This window comes from Mycoplasma sp. 4044 (genome assembly GCF_053851695.1).
The window spans coordinates 121,860-140,849 of record NZ_JBSQBD010000001.1 but is presented as its reverse complement, the minus strand read 5'-3'; the positions used below and the strand labels follow the sequence as shown (position 1 = coordinate 140,849).

Annotated in this window: 21 protein-coding genes; 11 read left to right on the top strand and 10 right to left on the bottom strand. The window is 30.5% G+C overall.

The annotated features are described in order from the left end of the window. Positions 1-7: 7 nt before the first annotated feature. Complete coding sequence (gene trmB, locus ACWXVN_RS00730) at positions 8-616, bottom strand: tRNA (guanosine(46)-N7)-methyltransferase TrmB (protein ID WP_455978785.1); 609 nt, start codon at positions 614-616, stop codon at positions 8-10. Between the two features lie 58 nt (positions 617-674). On the opposite strand from trmB, the gene ACWXVN_RS00725 reads away from it, so the two are divergent. Both ACWXVN_RS00725 and ACWXVN_RS00720 read left to right on the top strand, forming a co-directional pair. After that, positions 675-2,666, top strand: coding sequence for an MYPU_1760 family metalloprotease (locus tag ACWXVN_RS00725; protein ID WP_455978784.1), 1,992 nt, complete (start codon positions 675-677; stop codon positions 2,664-2,666). Then, positions 2,659-3,243: a DUF402 domain-containing protein gene (locus ACWXVN_RS00720; RefSeq protein WP_455978783.1), complete on the top strand. Its 585-nt coding sequence runs from the start codon at positions 2,659-2,661 to the stop codon at positions 3,241-3,243. Before ACWXVN_RS00725 ends, ACWXVN_RS00720 begins: the two co-directional genes overlap by 8 nt. 30 nt (positions 3,244-3,273) lie before the next feature. Here ACWXVN_RS00720 and nusG read toward each other — a convergent pair whose 3' ends face one another. Genes nusG through cysS form a run of 6 tightly spaced genes read right to left on the bottom strand, consistent with a single transcriptional unit; the run spans position 3,274 to position 6,781 of the window. After that, on the bottom strand, positions 3,274-3,861 hold the full coding sequence (gene nusG / locus ACWXVN_RS00715; RefSeq protein ID WP_438341624.1) for a transcription termination/antitermination protein NusG: 588 nt from the start codon (positions 3,859-3,861) through the stop codon (positions 3,274-3,276). Positions 3,862-3,869: 8 nt separating this feature from the next. Beyond that, positions 3,870-4,121: a preprotein translocase subunit SecE gene (gene secE, locus ACWXVN_RS00710; protein WP_438341625.1), complete on the bottom strand. Its 252-nt coding sequence runs from the start codon at positions 4,119-4,121 to the stop codon at positions 3,870-3,872. Further along, positions 4,121-4,270, bottom strand: a complete 150-nt coding sequence (gene rpmG, locus ACWXVN_RS00705; RefSeq protein WP_438341626.1) for a 50S ribosomal protein L33 — start codon at positions 4,268-4,270, stop codon at positions 4,121-4,123. Before rpmG ends, secE begins: the two co-directional genes overlap by 1 nt. 40 nt (positions 4,271-4,310) lie before the next feature. After that, positions 4,311-4,817, bottom strand: a complete 507-nt coding sequence (locus tag ACWXVN_RS00700) for a hypothetical protein (RefSeq protein ID WP_438341627.1) — start codon at positions 4,815-4,817, stop codon at positions 4,311-4,313. Between the two features lie 60 nt (positions 4,818-4,877). Further along, a complete protein-coding gene (gene rlmB, locus ACWXVN_RS00695) occupies positions 4,878-5,567 on the bottom strand; it encodes a 23S rRNA (guanosine(2251)-2'-O)-methyltransferase RlmB (protein WP_455978782.1) in 690 nt (229 codons plus the stop codon). Next, entirely contained in the window at positions 5,567-6,781 is a 1,215-nt protein-coding gene (gene cysS / locus ACWXVN_RS00690; protein WP_438341629.1) for a cysteine--tRNA ligase, read from the bottom strand. Before cysS ends, rlmB begins: the two co-directional genes overlap by 1 nt. A gap of 82 nt (positions 6,782-6,863) precedes the next feature. On the opposite strand from cysS, the gene ACWXVN_RS00685 reads away from it, so the two are divergent. From ACWXVN_RS00685 to ACWXVN_RS00645, 9 genes are all read left to right on the top strand, one after another. Continuing rightward, the gene (locus tag ACWXVN_RS00685; RefSeq protein WP_455978781.1) at positions 6,864-7,757 is read left to right on the top strand and encodes an MAGa3780 family membrane protein; all 894 of its coding nucleotides are present in this window, start codon (positions 6,864-6,866) and stop codon (positions 7,755-7,757) included. Positions 7,758-7,821: 64 nt separating this feature from the next. Next, on the top strand, positions 7,822-9,441 hold the full coding sequence (gene argS / locus ACWXVN_RS00680; RefSeq protein WP_455978780.1) for an arginine--tRNA ligase: 1,620 nt from the start codon (positions 7,822-7,824) through the stop codon (positions 9,439-9,441). 35 nt (positions 9,442-9,476) lie between these two features. Beyond that, the gene (locus tag ACWXVN_RS00675; RefSeq protein WP_455978779.1) at positions 9,477-10,010 is read left to right on the top strand and encodes a hypothetical protein; all 534 of its coding nucleotides are present in this window, start codon (positions 9,477-9,479) and stop codon (positions 10,008-10,010) included. Positions 10,011-10,016: 6 nt separating this feature from the next. Next, positions 10,017-11,408, top strand: coding sequence for a glutamate--tRNA ligase (gene gltX / locus ACWXVN_RS00670; protein WP_455978778.1), 1,392 nt, complete (start codon positions 10,017-10,019; stop codon positions 11,406-11,408). After that, on the top strand, positions 11,399-11,779 hold the full coding sequence (locus ACWXVN_RS00665; RefSeq protein WP_455978777.1) for a hypothetical protein: 381 nt from the start codon (positions 11,399-11,401) through the stop codon (positions 11,777-11,779). The genes gltX and ACWXVN_RS00665 overlap by 10 nt, the downstream gene beginning before the upstream one ends. Next, positions 11,766-12,389, top strand: a complete 624-nt coding sequence (locus tag ACWXVN_RS00660) for a chromate transporter (RefSeq protein WP_455978776.1) — start codon at positions 11,766-11,768, stop codon at positions 12,387-12,389. Before ACWXVN_RS00665 ends, ACWXVN_RS00660 begins: the two co-directional genes overlap by 14 nt. Before the next feature lie 12 nt (positions 12,390-12,401). Continuing rightward, positions 12,402-13,094: a chromate transporter gene (locus ACWXVN_RS00655; RefSeq protein ID WP_455978775.1), complete on the top strand. Its 693-nt coding sequence runs from the start codon at positions 12,402-12,404 to the stop codon at positions 13,092-13,094. A gap of 8 nt (positions 13,095-13,102) precedes the next feature. Continuing rightward, positions 13,103-13,942, top strand: a complete 840-nt coding sequence (locus tag ACWXVN_RS00650) for an Hsp33 family molecular chaperone HslO (protein WP_455978774.1) — start codon at positions 13,103-13,105, stop codon at positions 13,940-13,942. A gap of 92 nt (positions 13,943-14,034) precedes the next feature. Next, positions 14,035-15,078, top strand: a complete 1,044-nt coding sequence (locus ACWXVN_RS00645; RefSeq protein WP_455978773.1) for a DNA adenine methylase — start codon at positions 14,035-14,037, stop codon at positions 15,076-15,078. A 13-nt stretch (positions 15,079-15,091) separates the two neighbouring features. Here ACWXVN_RS00645 and ACWXVN_RS00640 read toward each other — a convergent pair whose 3' ends face one another. From ACWXVN_RS00640 to ACWXVN_RS00630, 3 genes are all read right to left on the bottom strand, one after another. Beyond that, positions 15,092-15,796, bottom strand: coding sequence for a hypothetical protein (locus tag ACWXVN_RS00640; RefSeq protein ID WP_455978772.1), 705 nt, complete (start codon positions 15,794-15,796; stop codon positions 15,092-15,094). A gap of 90 nt (positions 15,797-15,886) precedes the next feature. After that, on the bottom strand, positions 15,887-18,010 hold the full coding sequence (locus tag ACWXVN_RS00635) for an ATP-dependent Clp protease ATP-binding subunit (protein WP_455978771.1): 2,124 nt from the start codon (positions 18,008-18,010) through the stop codon (positions 15,887-15,889). A gap of 103 nt (positions 18,011-18,113) precedes the next feature. Then, complete coding sequence (locus tag ACWXVN_RS00630) at positions 18,114-18,662, bottom strand: dCMP deaminase family protein (RefSeq protein ID WP_455978770.1); 549 nt, start codon at positions 18,660-18,662, stop codon at positions 18,114-18,116. Positions 18,663-18,990: the final 328 nt, after the last annotated feature.

Here is an 18,990-nt window from a genome sequence, read left to right as displayed (position 1 = left end):
CAGCGTTTTAGTCAAATTCTAATTCCAAGTAATTAATGTTTTTTCCGCGTGATGACCATTTTTGTTCATATTCTGTCGTAATGTTGTCCTTATTTTTATCGCTATTGTGCAAGTCGCGAGTCATATAAGTCATTTTTGCATTAATGGCTTGAATTTCTTCAATTGCAAAATCAAACAAGCTGTCGCTGTCAGTTTTGAAAATTATTTTTGCTCCTGGTTTTAGAATGTTTTTGAATTTTAATAAGAAATTGCGATGTAATAATCTTCTTTTAGCATGACGTTTTTTAGGTCACGGATCTGAAAAAGTTAGATAAATGCGATCGATTTTATTTGCGAATAACTCATCAATTTTGTTAGCGTCTTCAATTAACAACATCATATTTTTTAGTTCCATTTGCTCAATCTTTTTCAAAGCATGAAGAGCAACTGTCGGATATTTTTCACATCCAATGTAGTTGATATTAGGATTTTGTGCTGCCAATTGCGTAATCATTTGACCTTTACCCATTCCTATTTCTAAATATGTAGTTTTGTCCACTCGAATAGGGAATTCCTTGATTTGAAAAGCTGATTGAAAAATAATGTCAGCTGCATCTTTATTATATTTAAGTCTCATATTTAACTATTTTACTAATTTTGTTTTGCTAATGTAATAACATTTAAATATGTTTACAATGAAGAATCAAAATCCCAAAAAATCTAAATCTATCTTAGCTAGCATAATAGCTTTTGCAATTGTAGTTTTCTCAGTAGTAGTTGGAGTGACTTTATTTTTTGCTTTAAGTGGCAAATTGAGTCAAAAAAGTCCAATTTATACACCAGATTATAAGGATAGAATAACTTTTAATGCAAAGTATGACAAAGATGGCAAAATAAATGAAAATTATGATCCTCGCTATTTAACTATTAACGAATGACCATACACCGAAGTTGTTGATAGCACAAATGGTGTAGTTGAGAAGAAATACTTTTTTAACCAAGAAGGAATGAAGGTTTTGGCACAACAATTTTATCAAAGAGGTGGTTTCAGTGGAGAAATGCGCGAATTAAATAATGTCAACATTAATATCCCTGAAGTTAAAAATCTATCAAATACATCAAATGCTAACGGTTTTTTCGTTCCTGTTTATGAAAATATTTATCTAAGTATTAGTAATTTTATTTATGATTCAAACAATCAAGTGCGTAAATTGAGATATCCTTGAACTGATGTCCCAGTTAAAACTAAGGTCGAATTAGTGTTGCCAACTTTAGTACATGAATATATGCACCATGTCGCCAATATTTATGCAATGTCAGCCAGAGAAAAAGACACATTATCAAACAATGATGTGTATGAAAATAGCAGTGGCGATAATTATCACGGGCACTCAGCAAGTCTAAAAACAACTAATAAAAAGTTTTACACAGATTTTTATGATTCATTATTCAAGTTAGATAAAATACTAAGACCACGTTTTTGAGACTATCTATCTTCTTCATTCAAACCTATTTATTCTTCATATTCAGCGCACGAGCTTTTCGAAATTGCTAATTCAAAACAAGACAATGAGTCGCTTAACTGAAATTATTTAAATAAGTTTAAAAATAATACATTTAACAACTCGATGGACTCAGCATTCCAATATGCCGACAGCGTTAGCGGCTCAACACTAAATTATTACTTTTCGTTTGATGAATTGTTTGCAAGGGAGTTTTTAAAACTAAGTTTTGCTCCTAAGACCGCTTTGAATGTTGCTTACAATAATGGGTTAAATCCTGGTTTCTATGCCTATGTCAATGGCGCAAATAACGTTTTCATTTCATCGCTGGGAGATGATTTAATGCGTCTTATGTCAATAAATAAATTAGAACAATATAGTTTTCAAGATAATTTTGCATATCAAGCCCTAGATGAAAGTAGTGCAAGAATTTATGGTTCAAACTGAGTATTTCCAACACCTTATGCTTGATGGGTTTCAAGAGATGTTGATTCGACTGAGTATCAACTGAAACGCCAAAAATTACTTTACAAGGCTTATCTTGACTTAGTTGGTTATGGGCTTCCAATTTGTCAAATGTCAATTGACACAACTGCTCTAGATGTTGCTTCACAAAGTGATAATTATGATTTATCAGTTTCTAGAAATTTAAAGGATAATGAATTATATTTCAATGGATTTTTAAAATTAAAAAGCACTGATCTAGAAAATAAAAACATTGATACTTATATTCAACAATTTAATGCTCAAAACAATAATTACCTTGTTTTTAAAGATGCTAACAGTGATAGTGTAACTAAATTACCTATTGTTCTTAACAAGGGTAACTATCGAACTAAAAAAGACTGGGACTCAATTACTCAAGACTACGGCCCTGAGTGAGTATTGGGTAATGATTATAAAGATTATGTAAGTTATTACACAACAAAACCTTACTTAATAGATAAATGAAATCCGAACAAAAAATTGGAAGCATTCTTCTGAAGAGATGCGAATAATGATAATGTAATTCAGGAAAACGAAAAAACTTATTTTGATTACAAACTAGCTAAACAAAGAAATGAAGCAATACAAAGAAGAATAAGCACATACCGTCAATTCTTATGAAAAGAATCAAGATATCAAACATATCAATTAACATACTCAAACGCATTCAATGGTTTAGAATTAAGTAAATATGAATAATAGAGAAGATTTCAACTTTGACTCACAAACTACTCCAGCACCAAGAAGACATCGCTTAAAAAGAGGCGAATTTGTTAACATTCAGTGCTTTAAATACGATGGGCATTTGTATCGTGAGTACAACGGAGTCAAAATAATTGATTTTAACCAGGATTATGTTGCTTGTTTGATGTTGAAAACTAAGGTTGCTGAAGCAACAATTAATTGAGTAGTTAGTGAGCCCACAATATTCATTTTCAGTAAGGAACATTTCTTTAATGCAACTATTTTGTTAAGAGATGAAAAAAAATATGTTTATGTAAATTTAGCAACGCCTTTCTTCATAGAAGATAAAACAATTAAGTATATCGATTTCGATTTAGACATTAAAACGCACTTAGACCATGATTTCAACGTTATTGACTGACCTGATTTCAAAAATAATGTTAGTCAATATAATTATCCAAAAGAATTAATTTATAAAATTTATGATGAACTAGATTATCTATTTTTATTATTTAATTCACGTAAAGAAATTTTTGGTGAAGATTTCATCGATCAATATATTGAAATATTAAAAAAGCAGAAGGACATTTAAGCCTTTCTGCTTTTATTTTAATTTTATTAATTAACCAATAATTTCTAAATCTTCATAATCGAATTCAGTTGGTGTTTTACGTCCAAAGATTTCAATTTCCACGAATGCTCTTTGTGCGACATCATCATTTTTAAGGATAACTCCGTTTTGATCTGTATAAGGACCGTTAACAATTCTAACAATTGTTGACTCTTTAAAAGCTGTTTCAATATTTCCTTTTTCAAATTCTTCACGTAATGATTTTTCTTTTTGTTCCATTTCACGAATTTTACGATTTGAAATAGGAGTAGGCTTTGCTCCTTTACCACTCGATCCAACTAATCCAGTAACATATTGAGTATTACGCACTAAGTATCAAGCTGGGTCACTCATAATCATTTGTACGAAAATGTATCCTTTATATAAATTGATATATTTTGGTGTGTATGCCTCACCTTTAGTTTTTTTCTCTAATTCACGGTTTGTTAAGTGTGGAACAGTGAAAATACGAATGTCATTGAAATAGTGGCTCATGTTTTCTGTTTCAATTTTGTTTCATAATGTTTCAATAACTTTTTCTTCTTTTCCTGACACTGTTGAGACCATGTATCATTTGTATGAATTTTCTGAACTATCCATATTGACTCCTATAACTTAATTCCAACTGCATTTCATAAGTTTGTAAATAACAAGGTAACAACAAAAAAGAAAATAGCGAAAACAACAACGAACGCAACTGTTAAACCAAATCAAACTCAAGATTTTTTACCACTTGGTCAAATAATTCTTTTGATATCTTTTCTAAAAGCACGAAAGCGTCTTTCTTTTTCTGGTTTTGGTGCTTTAGGTTTTAGTGCTTCAGTGTCTTTAAAATTTTGATTTTTTAGTGGATCTAACATTATTTTTCCTCTTTATGAAGAGTTTTAGCATTGCAATAACGACAATACTTGTTTAATTGCATGCGTTCAATTATTGATTTATTCGTGACATAATTTTTTCTTTTGCAAACATCACATGCTAAATTTATTTTGTTACTTGCTTTTTTCATGGTTTTAATTATAACATAATTAACTAAAAACCACTTATAACTACATCACCAAGTCCTTTATTGAAGCAATTAGCCTGTCTTTTGTTTTTTGAATTAAATATGGTGATATTTTTAGCTCTTGTGACATTATGCGATTGTTGTAATTTTGGTTACAAATGTTTTCAAAAATAGCCTTTTCCTTTTCACTCATATTCAATAACATTGTGAGCTCAAGTTTAAGATTTTTGAGTGAAAAATCTTTTTCTTCGTCGCAAACATCACTGAAATTTTCTTCAAAATCACTCATCGTTATTTCAAAGTTGCGTTTTTTGCCTATTGCCTTTTTTGCTCAATTCATAAACAAAAATTTGATTCCATTAATTAAATAAACATCAAGATACTTGTCATTAGTGTTGCTTAATATTTTTTCAATATCTACTCAACAATTGTGAATTAAGTCTTGTTCGTCAATACCTAATTTGTAAATTTCAATAATCTGTCTTGCGACAAAATTTATCCTTTTTTCTAGCTCTAAAAATTTCTTTATTACTTTCATTTTCTTCTTCATACTTTTATTATGAGAAAAAAGAAAAAAAGTGAGTCCCGATTTTTTCTCACTTTTTTATCATTATTCATTTGGATTATTAGTTAGACAGAAAAGGGCAATCCCTGTTGCTACAGAAGCATTCAGTGACTGAACTGTACCTTTTTGTGGGATATAAATTAGTTGATCACTAGCTTTGATAATTGTATTTGACACACCTTTTTGTTCGTTACCGATTACCAAAACGCTTGGACGATTGAACTTAGTTTTATTAATATCGCTAGCATTCTGGTTAAGTGCAGTTGCGTAAATTCAGTAGCCATTTTGTTTCAATTTTTCAATTGCATTAAACAAAGAAGGAACTTTGATGATATTCATATTAACAAATCCACCAGAAGAAATTTTTAAAGCAACAGGTGTAACGCTAGCTGCTCGATCTGTTGGTATCAAAATTCAATTTACACCAAAAACATTTGCGCTTCTTATAATTGCACCTAAATTTTGTACATCTTGAATGTGATCTAAAATTAATACATTGTCAGGCTTGTTACGTAACAATTTCTCGAAATCAGCATATTCAAAATCTTTAATAAAAGCAATAACACCTTGGTGATTTTGTTCTGTAATCTTATCTAGTTTTACTTTTGATACTTTTTTAACATTTTTGAATTTGATATCTAGTTTAATATTTTCTTGAATTCAAATTTCAGTAATCGGAAAGTTTTCATTGATAGCATCAATAACGGAGTTACGACCAAAAATAAAGTTTTTCATTAGATTAATTTTCTTTCTTTTAGCACTTCGCGAAGTATGTCGGCTTTGTGGTAATCTTTGTTTTCAACCAATTGTTTTCAGTCTTGATACATTTTTTTATCATCTTCACTGACTAAAACATTGGCTACATTGAAACCTAAAAGCTCTAAAACTCTTTTTAGAGTGGCACTGTTTTTTGACTTCATCAGTTCATGTACTATTTTCATTGCAGGAGCGAAATTTAGTTCAGCAACATTGTCAATAACTTCTTTAACCAAAACTTCATCAATTTGCATTGACTCATCTTCTAATTGCATTTTTTTTAGTGATAAATCTATTTTAGAAATCATTTTTTCGTTTGACATCAGTAATTCATCAGTAATGTTAATAGGTTTTGAGTAAGCAGAAGATAGAAAAATCATTCTCAATGTGTCTGCGCTTCAATCTTTTAAAAAGTCTTTAGCAAGAACAATATTTCCTATTGATTTAGACATTTTTTCATTGTTTAGATTAACCGTTCCAAAGTGAATTCATTGTTTAGCTAGTGGGTTATTTGTTAAGGCTCTAAATTGGATATTTTCATTTTCGTGGTGTGGGAATGTTAAGTCAACTCCCCCTGCGTGTATGTCAATAGTTTCATTGCCGAAATATTGATTAATCATAGCAACACACTCTGTATGTCACCCTGGTCTTCCCTTGCCAAAAGGTGAATCATATTTGATGCCAACATTAGTATCTTTTCACAGGGCAAAGTCGACTGAATTTAGTTTATTTTCATCATTATTTTCCGCTTCTAAATTCTCTACAACTTGCCCACTCACTTCACCATAATTTTGACGATTCTTCATAACATCAAAATAAACATTTACTCCACGTTGATAGGCTGATTTTTTGTTGATTAGCTGTTTAATAAAATCAAAAATTATGTCCAGATGGTCTGTGACTTTAGCAATAATATTTGGTTTTTGAATGTTATAAACTTCGAGCATTTTTAAGTATTGGTCTGTGTAATACTCACTAATTTGAGTCTCAGTTTTGTTTTCAAAAATTGCTTTGTTGATTATTTTGTCATCGATATCAGTGATATTGTGTAAAAACTGAATGTTTTGTCCTTGCGCTCTTTGCGCTCTAATCATTAGATCAAAAGTCAAAATTGGTCGCATGTTTCCGATGTGAACGTAGTTATATACAGTTGGTCCACATAGATAATATTTCTTTATATTTTCTTTATTCATAACAAAAATTATATTGTTTTCAATCCAAAAAATATAAAACAAAAATCAATTATTTTTGACCTTTTTTGTTATATTTTTTAGCATGACTTTAGAAAACATAAAAAATAACAAGTATTTCACAAGTTACAAAAACTGAGAACGAAAAAGAAAATTGATTTTTTGAGGAGGGATTTTAGCTTTTGTTTTTCTTGTTTTGGCTGCTATATTAAGTTGAAAAGCAGAAACTTTCTTATACATTGAAAACATTGAAAAATTCAGTGCCAAATACAATGGAGACATAGTAAAAGAAGCAATTCATAGTCGTGTTGCGCAGGGTTTAATGAGTCAATTTTGATCTAGCACATACACTTTTACTTACATTTCAAACTTTGCTTTGGCAATTATTTTGATTGCATACGCAATTATTTGAGATAAATCTAAAATTCAAAAAGCATTATTTTTGTCAGTATTAAACATCACTATTACATTCATTATTTTTTGAAGTTTAATATTTTTCCAAGTGATTTTGAAATTCAAAGCAAATAACACAGATAAAACTGTTTTATCAATGTCACTTGTTTCACAGACATTAACTCACTTTGTAAATCCACTGATTGGTATGGTTGCCTTAGTGTTAAGAAGAAAAAGCATTATTTTAACTAAAAAATTACTGTGATTTTCTAATTTAGCTGTGATTATTTACTACATTTTTGCTTTAGGAATGTTCTACATGGGACAAAATGTCGCTTCTTATGTAAGTCAAAAAATGCCAGAATTGGATGATGTTAATGGTCGTTTAGAATTGGTAATATACGGATTTTTAAATTTTGAAAATCCAATGTTTTACTCAGGAACAAACAAGGGTGTAGTTTTTGCTTTAAATCTAGTGATTATTTTAATGGCATTTTTTGTACCAGTAGGTATCGGTTGAATGTGAAAATTTGCACTTAGAATCAAGTTGCAGCAAAGCTCAAAAACCACAACTAGCAAGCAGTAAAAGCTTGCTTTTGTTTTATTTATAATCTTTTTTTAACTTTTGTGGTGGTGGTATAATTAAAAGCATGACTAGTGCTAAAGAAAAAATTATCGCTTCTATAGAAGAAGCGTTGCAAAAATTAAATATTTCAAAGAAAGTTATTCTTACTGAAGCTAAAGATCATGGGGATTTTGCTTCAAATATAGCTTTAACTTTACAAAAAGAATTAGGAAAAAGTGCAATGGAGGTTGCACAAGAAATCGTAAATAACATTGACAAGAAAAAATACTCAATTAAAGAAATCGAAATTGCTGCTCCAGGATTTATGAATTTCTATGTTGAAAATGAAGTGTTTGCTGATGTTGTTGACATTATTAACAAATTAGGTGAAGAATACGGAAAAGGTACACCTGATTCACTTAACAAAATTAATGTTGAGTTTGTTAGTGCAAACCCAACTGGATTTTTACACATCGGACATGCTCGTAACGCAGCAATCGGAGCAACATTATGTAACGTTTTACAAGCAGCTGGACACCCGGTTGTAAGAGAATACTATGTTAATGATGCTGGAAATCAAATGAACAACTTAGCAGCATCACTATTTGCTCGTTACCAACAAATTTTTGATAAATCATATCCAATGCCTGCAGATGCATATAATGGTGGAGATATTGTTTATTTTGCAGAAGAATTTCATAAAGAATATGGTGACAAATACAAAGGTGCAGAGTATGAACCTAATAGAGCTTTCTTTAGAGAATATGGACGCCAAATAGCACTACGCGAAATTAAAAAAACAATGGCAGAATTCGGAACTTGATTCGATGTTTGATCAAGTGAACAAGAACTATATGACAAAGATATGGTATTTGATGCCATCGGACGTTTAAAAAATGTTTATGAAAAAGACGGTGCTACTTGACTAGCAACTACTGTTGGTGGAAAAGATGATAAAGACCGGGTAATTATTAAAAGCGATAAAACATTCACATACATGTGTGCTGATATCGCTTACCATGAAGACAAACTAAAACGTTTAAACGATCCTAATGGAGTAATCATTGATATTTGAGGAGCAGACCACTCAGGTTATGTAGAAAGAATTAAATATTCAATGCAAGACTTAGGATACCGCGACGATCAAACAATCATAGTTTTATTCCAACTATTACGTGTTGTTAAAGACGGAAAAGAAGTAAAAATGTCAAAACGTTTAGGAACTTCGCTAACTCTAAGAGAATTAATGGACTTAGTTGGAAAAGATCCTATTCGTTTCTTCCTAATCAACCGTTCATACAATTCAAAAATTGATTTTGATATTAACAAGGTAAACGAAAAATCAGAATCAAATCCAATGTACATTATTAAATATGCTCATGCAAGAGCAAATCAATTAATTAAAAATTCAAAATATGCAGATTTTGCTAAAGCTGGAGAATACAGTGAAGATAGTGAAATCAAATTAATAAACGAATTAAAAGAATACCCAGAATTGATTAAAACAATGGCTAAAACATACAAAGTTAACTTGTTGCCTCCATACTTGTTAAACTTAGCTGGGGCCTTCAATTCATTCTATTCAAACGTTAAAATTATTGGTTCAGAAAATGAAGAAAGTCTAATTGCTTTGGCAAAAGCAGCTAAAGTGGTTCTAGCAAATGGTCTAAAACTAATGGACTTAGACATCCCTGAAGAAATGTAATTAAAATAAACCTTCGGGTTTATTTCTTTATAACCGTGAAAAAGGCAAAACTTTTATTAAGCTCTTTAGCAGCATTAACTGCATTAGTTTCAGTTCCATTAGTAACCCTTTCATGTATCAATCGACCATATCAAACTAATCCTAAAAATGATTTATCAAAATCGGAAGTAGTTTGAGAATTGCAAAAAAATGCAACCGAAAACAAAAATATGTATCTAGACTTGTCTAAGTACCAAAAAGAAGCAGAACAAAGCAATAAAAATTTACCAAATGATAAAAAATTAAAAAATGTTGACTTTTATAGCAGTCATTTAAAACAATATGTAACTATTCCAGAAATCAGTAAATACGGAAAAAACTATTCATATAAGTGATATGTTGTTGACACTGCTGATCCATTCAGAGCAAAATTAGAAATTTATTATGTACCAGTTGAAGCTATTGCGGTGCAAGATCCGTCATTTATAAAAGCGGAGAATGAAGTTAATGGTGATTGAAGTAAAATGAAAAATTCATCAAATCGTCCATTAGCTAAATTCGTAGTTGAACTAAAATTTGGTAAAAGGTAGGTAAAAATGAAAAAAATTCGTACACGTTATGCTCCTAGCCCCACTGGATATTTACATATCGGTGGTGCACGAACGGCATTATTCAATTATTTATTTGCCAAACATTTTGGTGGCGATTTTATTATTCGTATAGAAGATACAGACGTTGCTAGAAACGTTGAAAATGGTGAACGTAGTCAATTGGAGAATCTAGCTTGATTAGGTATTATTCCAGACGAAAGCCCAATCAATCCTAAAGCAGAGTATGGCAAATATCGTCAAAGTGAAAAATTAGATATTTATGATGAATTAATTGAAAAATTATTAGCTAACGGACATGCTTACAAAGCTTATGACACAACAGAAGAGTTAACAAAACAAAAAGAAGAAAGTGAAGCTGCTGGTATTCCATCTTTCCGTTACGATCGAAATTGACTAAAAATTAGTGACCAGGAAAAACAAAAACGTGATCAAAATGGTGAATACTCAGTGCGTTTAGCCTTACCTAAAAATCACGTGTATCAATGAGAAGATATAGTACGTGGAACCATTAGTGTAAATAGCGATGATATTGGAGATTTTGTTATCAGAAAAAGTGACGGTTATCCAACATACAACTTTGCTGTAGTAGTAGACGATCATCAAATGGAAATTAGTCATATTTTAAGAGGTGAAGAACACATCACTAACACACCAAAACAATTAGCAGTCTATGAAGCATTTGGTTGAGACACTCCACAATTCGGACACTTAACAATCATCACAAATATGGAAGGTAAAAAACTTTCAAAACGTGATTCAAGTCTAAAGCAATTCATAGAAGACTATAAAAATGAAGGATATAACAATCAAGCAATTTTTAACTTCTTAGCTCTTTTAGGTTGAAGTAGTGAAGATGCTCAAGAAATCATGACACACAATGAATTAATAAGTAAATTTGATTTTCACCGCCTTTCAAAATCACCATCAAAATTTGATATTCAAAAGATGGAATGATTCAGTAAAAATTACTGAAAAAACACTGAAAATGAGTACTTTTTCAATGTTTTAGAATTCCACGATTCCAAAGAGTGAATGAATATTTTCATCGAAACCTACAAACAAAATATTGTAACTCTTAATGATTTAAAAAATGCTTTGAAAATGTACACTCATCCAGATAAAAAGTTAACTATTGATTACCAAACAAATGATGTAATTAAAGAATTTTGACACAACCTAAAAGATAAAGAATTTAGCATTCAAAATATTCAGCAGGCCATCGATTTAACAAAACAAAACTTAAAGGTTACAGGTAAAAACTTATTTATGCCAATTAGAATTGCTACCACATACCGTGAACACGGTCCTGAATTAGCAAAAGCCATTTTCTTGTTCGGTGAAAACATTGTAAAAGAACGTATTAAAGAGTGAATTTAAAATTTCGTTCAGTTGTAACACAAAATGACAATGAACTTGTTACTGAGTACGAGTCACCGTATAGTGAAACAACTCGGGATGAGTTCATTGTTTTTAATTTTTTAGATCCTCAAAAAGTAGAACAAGAAATAGCAGTTTCAAGCCAGCAAGTTCAAATTAAAAGCGCAGATAACTTTACTTGAGATTTGTATATGCACAAATATAGTAAGCACTGATATAAAACAGACCATGGAGACATTCCATTGTATTGATATTTGACTGGTGTAATAATTAACACTGAAATAGTTTCTTTTACATACGATTTGCTAGACAACATTGGCGAAAAGAAAAACATTATTGGTTCAGTTAAGGTAAGTCTTGAAACAAAATAATAAAAGAAAAGAAAAAACACCTCGTAAGGCAACTTTTTGAAATGTTTTTCTTTTTTCTTTAATGTGTACTTTCATTGGTTTTGGTGGTGGGAATGCTATTTTACCAGTGATTAATAAAATTGCGGTAAAACAAAACAAATGAATAACTGAGTCAGAATTCGACGATGCAGTCATTACTTCAAATATGATTCCTGGAGCTTCAGTTATCCAAACCTTGTCTTTTGTTTCAATCAAGGCTATAGGTTTTTGAAAAGGTAGTTTAGCACTTATTTTAGCTGCCTTGCCACATTTACTATTTGCTTTGGTAGTGTTTATATTGTTACGTAAATATGCCAATAATTACTTGTATGCAATAGCGGCAGGAGTAATGCCAATTATTATCGGAGTCATTTTAACATTTGGCTGAAGATATTTAAAGGCTCAACGTGGACCATTTAGTCTATGGCTGTGAATTAGTCTTTTTGTTATTTCATTTGCTTATTGTTTATTCATTCCATCGCCGTACAACATTCCTGCTATACCAATGATAGCAATAATACTAGTTTTTGCTTTTTATGCATTATGGCAAACTATTAAGCAACATAAAATGAACAAAAAAAGACTCAAATAAGGACACAAAATAATGCAATTTGTTTCTTTTTTAGCAGCATGCGGATTGGTATTAGCAAGTGCATTCATTGTTTTTGGTGGCGGACAAGTATTTATGCCAATATACAAGTGAATTTATGAATTTCTAAGCCAACACTTTTCTTCAGTTACTATTAATTCTGAAACAATTGATCAAGTTTTTGCAGTTGCCAACGCTACTCCTGGAGTTATTGGAACCAAATTAGCTTTATTCACTGGTTATTTAATTAGTATTGACGATAGTGGGAACGCACAATGATGAGGCTACATTGCAATGTTAGTAACCTATCTAATTATTGTTGTTCCTGCTATAGTAATAATGCATTATAGTGTTAAAGCCTTAGCAAAATCAAAAAGTAGCAAGTACTTTAAAAATCTTAATATCATCTTAAAACCAGTTTTGGCAGGAGTCATGTTTTCTCTTGCTGTTCAACTTTTTATCGGTACTACTTTCCCAATGATTAAGTTTAATGATTCAACTTCATACATTGTCAATGTGTCTTCATCTTCAATGCATTCTAAATTAAACATTTTCAAAGGTTGAAGACTAATTGTGTTGTTTATTTATTCACCAATTGCAATTGTGGCAACAATTTATTTACAAAAGAGAAAAGTACCTTTGTTATTTTTAATTCTTTCATCAATTGTGCTTGGACTTCTTTTATTCCAGCCATGACTTCTAAAATAGGAGGCAATATGTCAAAAACAATAACTTTGGAATTCAAAAACTGTTTGGTGTATTTAAACGATTTAACTTTAGTTAGTCAAGATATTATTAAAAAGCAAGAAACTACATCACTTTCTTCATTCATTTTGGCAAAAGCAGTAAGTTTGTTTGCTCCTTTACCACGAATTTTAACTAAAAATGGAAGAACTACTACTTTGATTCGTTCCGAAGGAAACATTAAAAACTTGATTGTCGATAGTAATGAAAAAAATCATGTTAAAGCGCTAATAAGTAATCCAGAAATAATTTGAGAAGGTGATTTAAATGAAGCAATAACATTCTTTGGCTTTCGTAATGCATTCTTAAGAATTAAAGTGATGCAAGACAAAATGGTTCCTTATGAATCCGAAGTAAGCATGCAAAGCGAAACTTTGGTCGACGATTTAGCCTATTTTTTCAATCAGTCACAGCAAATTAGATCAGCAGTTTTATCATGTACTAAATTTAAAGATAACGAAGACCTAGAAGAGTCATCAAGCGCAATTTTCACAGCCTTACCTTCAGTAACTGACTCTGATATAGACTGAATTTATGACTTTATAGAAAAAAATCCTTTCCATGAAAAAGGACTGAAATTCTACAAAGAATACCTGCTAGAACAAGGGGCCAAATTGATTGATGAAACTCCTTGAATTTCACAATGTGATTGTTCTAGTGAAAAATATTTAGCCGCCATCAAATTGTTATCTAAACAAGAAACAGAATCACTATTAGAAGAAAAAGGCAACATTGAAGCACAGTGTCATTATTGCCATAAAAAATATTATTTTACTAAAGAAGATTTAGCAAACACTTGCGAGCTTCAATAAATTTTAGAGTGAGATTCGTCTTGCTCTTTTTTTATAACAAAAGGTTTTTGTTCAATTCTTTTGGGTAAAATATTAATAATGCTAGGAGAAGGATGAATTACATAGGATCTAAACACTCATTACTAAGTTTTATAGACAACGCTATTAGCGACTTTGTCAAAGAACAAAATAATATTGTTTTCTGCGATCTTTTTGCAGGAACTTCATCAGTATCGAAGTTTTTTAAAATCAAGGGATATACAATAATTTCAAATGATTTACAAACATATAGCTACATAAATGCAAAACATTTTATTGAAAATAATACTGAATTAACTTTTTCAGGATTAAAAAAGAAAAACATTGAACCTTTTTCGTTTCTAAATTCATTAAAGGGTTCCAAAGGGTTTATTTATAATAATTATTCTCTTGCAGGGACTAGTTCAGACATTCATCAGCGTCTGTATTTTACTGATGAAAATGCTATGAAAGTAGATGCAATCCGAAAAGAAATAGAGTATTGAAAAAACAGAAAATTAATAACAAGTAATGAATATTATTTTCTAATTTCTTGTTTGATAGAATCTGCAGATAAAGTAGCAAATACTGCCTCAGTATATGAATCTTATCTAAAAACAATAAAAAAGAGTGCCTCTAAACCATTGATTCTAAAACCACTTGAAACAATAAAGTCAGACAATAAAAATCACAGAGTCTATAACCTAGATGCGAACAATTTAATACGAAAAATAGAAGGTGATATTTTATACTTAGATCCCCCTTACAATACAAGAAAATATAATACAAATTATCATTTGCTAGAAACTATTGCCAAATATGACAATCCAAAAATTAAAGGAAAGGCAGGAATAAGAGACGAAGACAACAAGAAATCTCTATATTCAACAAAAAAATACGCTCGTGATGCCTTAGAGGATTTAGTTAAAAATGCCAAGTTCAAATATATAGTATTAAGTTATAATGACGAGGGTATTATAGCGATGGAAGAAATTCGAAATATAATGTCTAAATTTGGTAAATATACATATTACAAACAAGAGTATAAGAGGTTCAAAGCAGACAAAGATACTAATAGAACTCACAAAAAAACCACTGTGTTTGAGTATCTTCATTGCCTAGAAAAAGAAAATTTCTAGTTATTTTTCTCTTCTAAAATTTTCAGTAGCTTTTTCATATTAAACCTAAACTTAAAACAATCTCTGTTACTATGAACTTGGAATTCTCCAATTGAAACATTTTCGTATTTAACAGTGTTGCTTTCATTTCAATTTTCAATGTTTTGGTAAAGCTGAAATTTTCTTCATTTCATTCTGGTGAAGAAAATTTTTTTAAAACAAGAAACTTGATTTCCCCATTCAAGTTACCTTCTTTATTTAAGAATTCATATATATAAATCAAATAGTCGCAGTGAAATAAGTTATCTCAATATCTTTCAATAATTTTAGATATGTTAGTCAATGTAAATTCTTTAAACAACTTTACTTTTGAAGCATATTCAGCAGGAATAGGCTTGTCTAACAAGTCTCCAAAATATTCGAAATATGTTTTAGATGTTGCCTGTCCAACATTTTGTGGTGCTACTTTTCCTAAAGTTTTCTTATTCGTTTTTACTGAAAGCGTTTGTCCATTCTGTAAAATGAAATCAATACTATTTTTGTTTTGAGAAACTAATGAAATGGGTCTAGGTATATTGGATTTTTCAAATATAATACCCACATATTTATGTATTAAGTTTATGATCCGCTCATTTGCTCTTTTTTTGTAACTGCTTTCAACATTTAAGTCAAAATATTGTGCTATAGCTATTTCCGCCGAAACACCAATGATTTCAGTTTTATATTCATCTAAATTCATTTTTTACCTTTTAATAATTATAACATTGCGTTTTTACTGAATGTTTTTACTGAAGATATTAAAAAAGGCGAGTAATGTCGCCTTTTTTCGTTATTCAATGACTATTTTGTGATTTTGAAGAGTTATTTTTGCTTTATCGTCCGCTTGTAATTCTTTTGCCACAATTTTGTATGCTAATAAGTTTTCAAGATTTGTTTGCAAGAATCTTTTGATAGGTCTGGCTCCATACTCAGGATCATATGCTTCTTTAGCCACATAATCCACAACATTTTCGTCATAGTTTAGATTGATTTTTACTTGCTCTTTAACTCTTTTGACGATTTTATCCATTTCTAAACGAACAATGTTTTTGATTGTTTTTTCATCTAGTTTATTGAATGTTACAATTTCATCAATTCTATTTAAAAATTCAGGTCTAAACACACTCAAAAGTTCTTTTCTTATATCTTCTTGAGTGTAATTTCCTTTTGAAATTAGCGAAGCTGCTAGGTTCGTTGTAAGAATAATAATTGTGTTTCTAAAATTAATGTTTTTCCCTCTTGAGTCAGTTACAAAACCATTATCTAAAATTTGTAAAAGAATGTTTCACACATCAGGGTGGGCTTTTTCTACTTCATCAAATAAAACAATTGAGTAAGGGTTTTGACGAATTTTTTCAGTCAACTGTCCACCTTGTTCATATCCAATATAACCTGGAGGCGAACCAATTAGTTTCGATACTGAGTGTTTTTCCATATACTCAGACATGTCAAGACGAATCAACTGATTTTCATTATCAAACAAAGCATAAGCCAATGCTTTTGCTAGCTCAGTTTTCCCTACTCCAGTAGTCCCTAAGAAAATGAAGCTTCCTAGAGGACGATTAGGGTCGTTGATTCCTGCTTTAGAACGTAAAATGGCTTCACTTACAACGTCACAAGCCTTATCTTGACCCTTAATTCTTTGTTTTAAAGTTTTGTCTAGGTTTAAAACTTTGTTAATTTGTGTTTCAATCAATTTTGCAACTGGAATTTTGGTTCATTTTGAAACAATTTCAGCAACTTCTTCTTCGTCAACTACTTCTTTTAGCAAGCGATTTTTTTCATTTTTGATGTAATTTTCAGCTTCTTGCAATTTTTTGTTGATTTCAGGAATTTGAACATACAAGATTTTACTTGCTTCAACATAATCACCATTTCCTTGCAAAACATTTTGACGATTTTTTAAGTAGTCAAGGTCTTTTTTGTATTTACTAATTGCTTCGATAGTTTCTTTTTCTTTAGTTCATTTATCGTTTAGTTCTTTTGCTTTTTGGTTTAAAGACTGCAATTGTGTCTTGATTTCAGTAATTTTTTCGTCATTAGCAGTATTTTTTTCACTTTTTAAAGCGGCTTTTTCCATTTCTAAACGAGCTATTTTTTGGTTAACTTTTTCTAATTCTTCAGGTTGTGAATTCATTTCAGTTCTGATAGTTGCAGCAGCTTCATCAATTAGATCAATTGCTTTATCTGGTAAAAAACGATCCGAAATGTACCGAGCACTTAAGTTAGCAGCAGCCACAAGAGCTTTATCTTCAATTTTTACACCGTGATATGTTTCATACCTTTCTTTAATTCCCCTTAGAATTGTAATTGTGTCAGCGATCGATGGTTCGTTAACACTAACTTTTTGCATTCTTCTTTCTAAAGCAGGATCAGTTTCAATATATTGACGATATTCATCAAGAGTTGTTGCACCTATTAAGTGCAATTGTCCCCTTGCCATTAAAGGTTTGAAAATGTTAGCAGCATCCATAGCACTTTGACCATTTCTTCCTGTTCCAACTAACATATGAATTTCATCGATGAAAAGAATAATGTTACCTTCTGATTTTTCAACAGCTTTCATCAAGTTTTTTAGTCTTTCTTCGAATTGTCCTTGATATGATGCTCCTGCAAACATAGCTGGAAGATCAATTTCATACAATTGTTTATTTTTAAGATTTTCAGGAACTTGATTTTCAACAATTTTGCGTGCCAGTCCTTCAACTATCGCAGTTTTTCCGACTCCTGGTTCTCCAACTAAAACAGGATTATTTTTTGTTTTACGACTTAAGATCCGAATTAAGCGACGAATTTCGTCATCACGGTTTACCACCGGCTCCAATTTATTATTTTTAGCAGCTTCGATTAAGTTGCGTCCATATTCTTTTAATGGATCTTTGGTATTTTCATTTGGTTGTCAATTTGCTTCCATATCTTTACCTCCATTTGTTTTCTAAGAATATTATAGCACATTTTTAGCACTCTTAACATTTGAGTGCTAAATTATTGACAAAAGAAAAGTGATACTTGTATCACTAGTCCTTAATCTCAAATCTTAAATCAAAATTAATATTCATTTTTTCAATTTCGACACCCATGCTTTTTAGAATAAATTCACTAATTTCAAACTCTTCACTTTCAGGTCGATATGCCTCTGCATAAATTACTTTTTTAATTTTTGATTGTACAATTAAGCGCGCGCATTTAAAACATGGCGAGTGTGTAATATACATTATTGAACCATTTTCAATTTTTGAATTAGTAATATTAGCATTAATTATGGCATTTTCTTCCGCATGCACTACATAAGCATATTTAGAATCCTTGACATTGCCATTTTCTTGTGGTCTTTCTCAAGGGAAAATTTTGTCGTTGTCAACTATTGTTGCATCACCTTGAAAATTAGTTGGCATTCCATTGTATCCCAGTGAAACAACATATTTTTGCTGATTAACAATGCAAGCTCCAACACGAGTAGTAGGATCTTTTGAGCGCAAAGCACTAAGTTTGGCAAGGGACATAAAATAGTAATCTCATTTTAAGTCACCTTTTTCATTTAACATTTTTTTATTTTCAATTTTCATAAAGAAATTGTACCATAAAAGTCAAAAACAGCCTCCGCAGACACTGCTTTCTATTATTCAATGAAATAAGGCATGAACCTCGGTAAGACATTTATTAAATAAATCCAGTTAGCTTTTTAACCGAATCGATATTATTATAGCATATTTTCTGTAACTAAACTGAAACAAAAAAAATTAAAAATTTATATACTTTAGCAAGCAAAAATCTTAAAATTATTATGTAAAGATAAAAAAGAGTTCGGCTTAGTTTTGAGAGCCCCGGGCTAGGCCGAAAAAGTAGGGGCTCTTATTCACTCTTATATATCTATTTTATTTTTATTTATTTTTC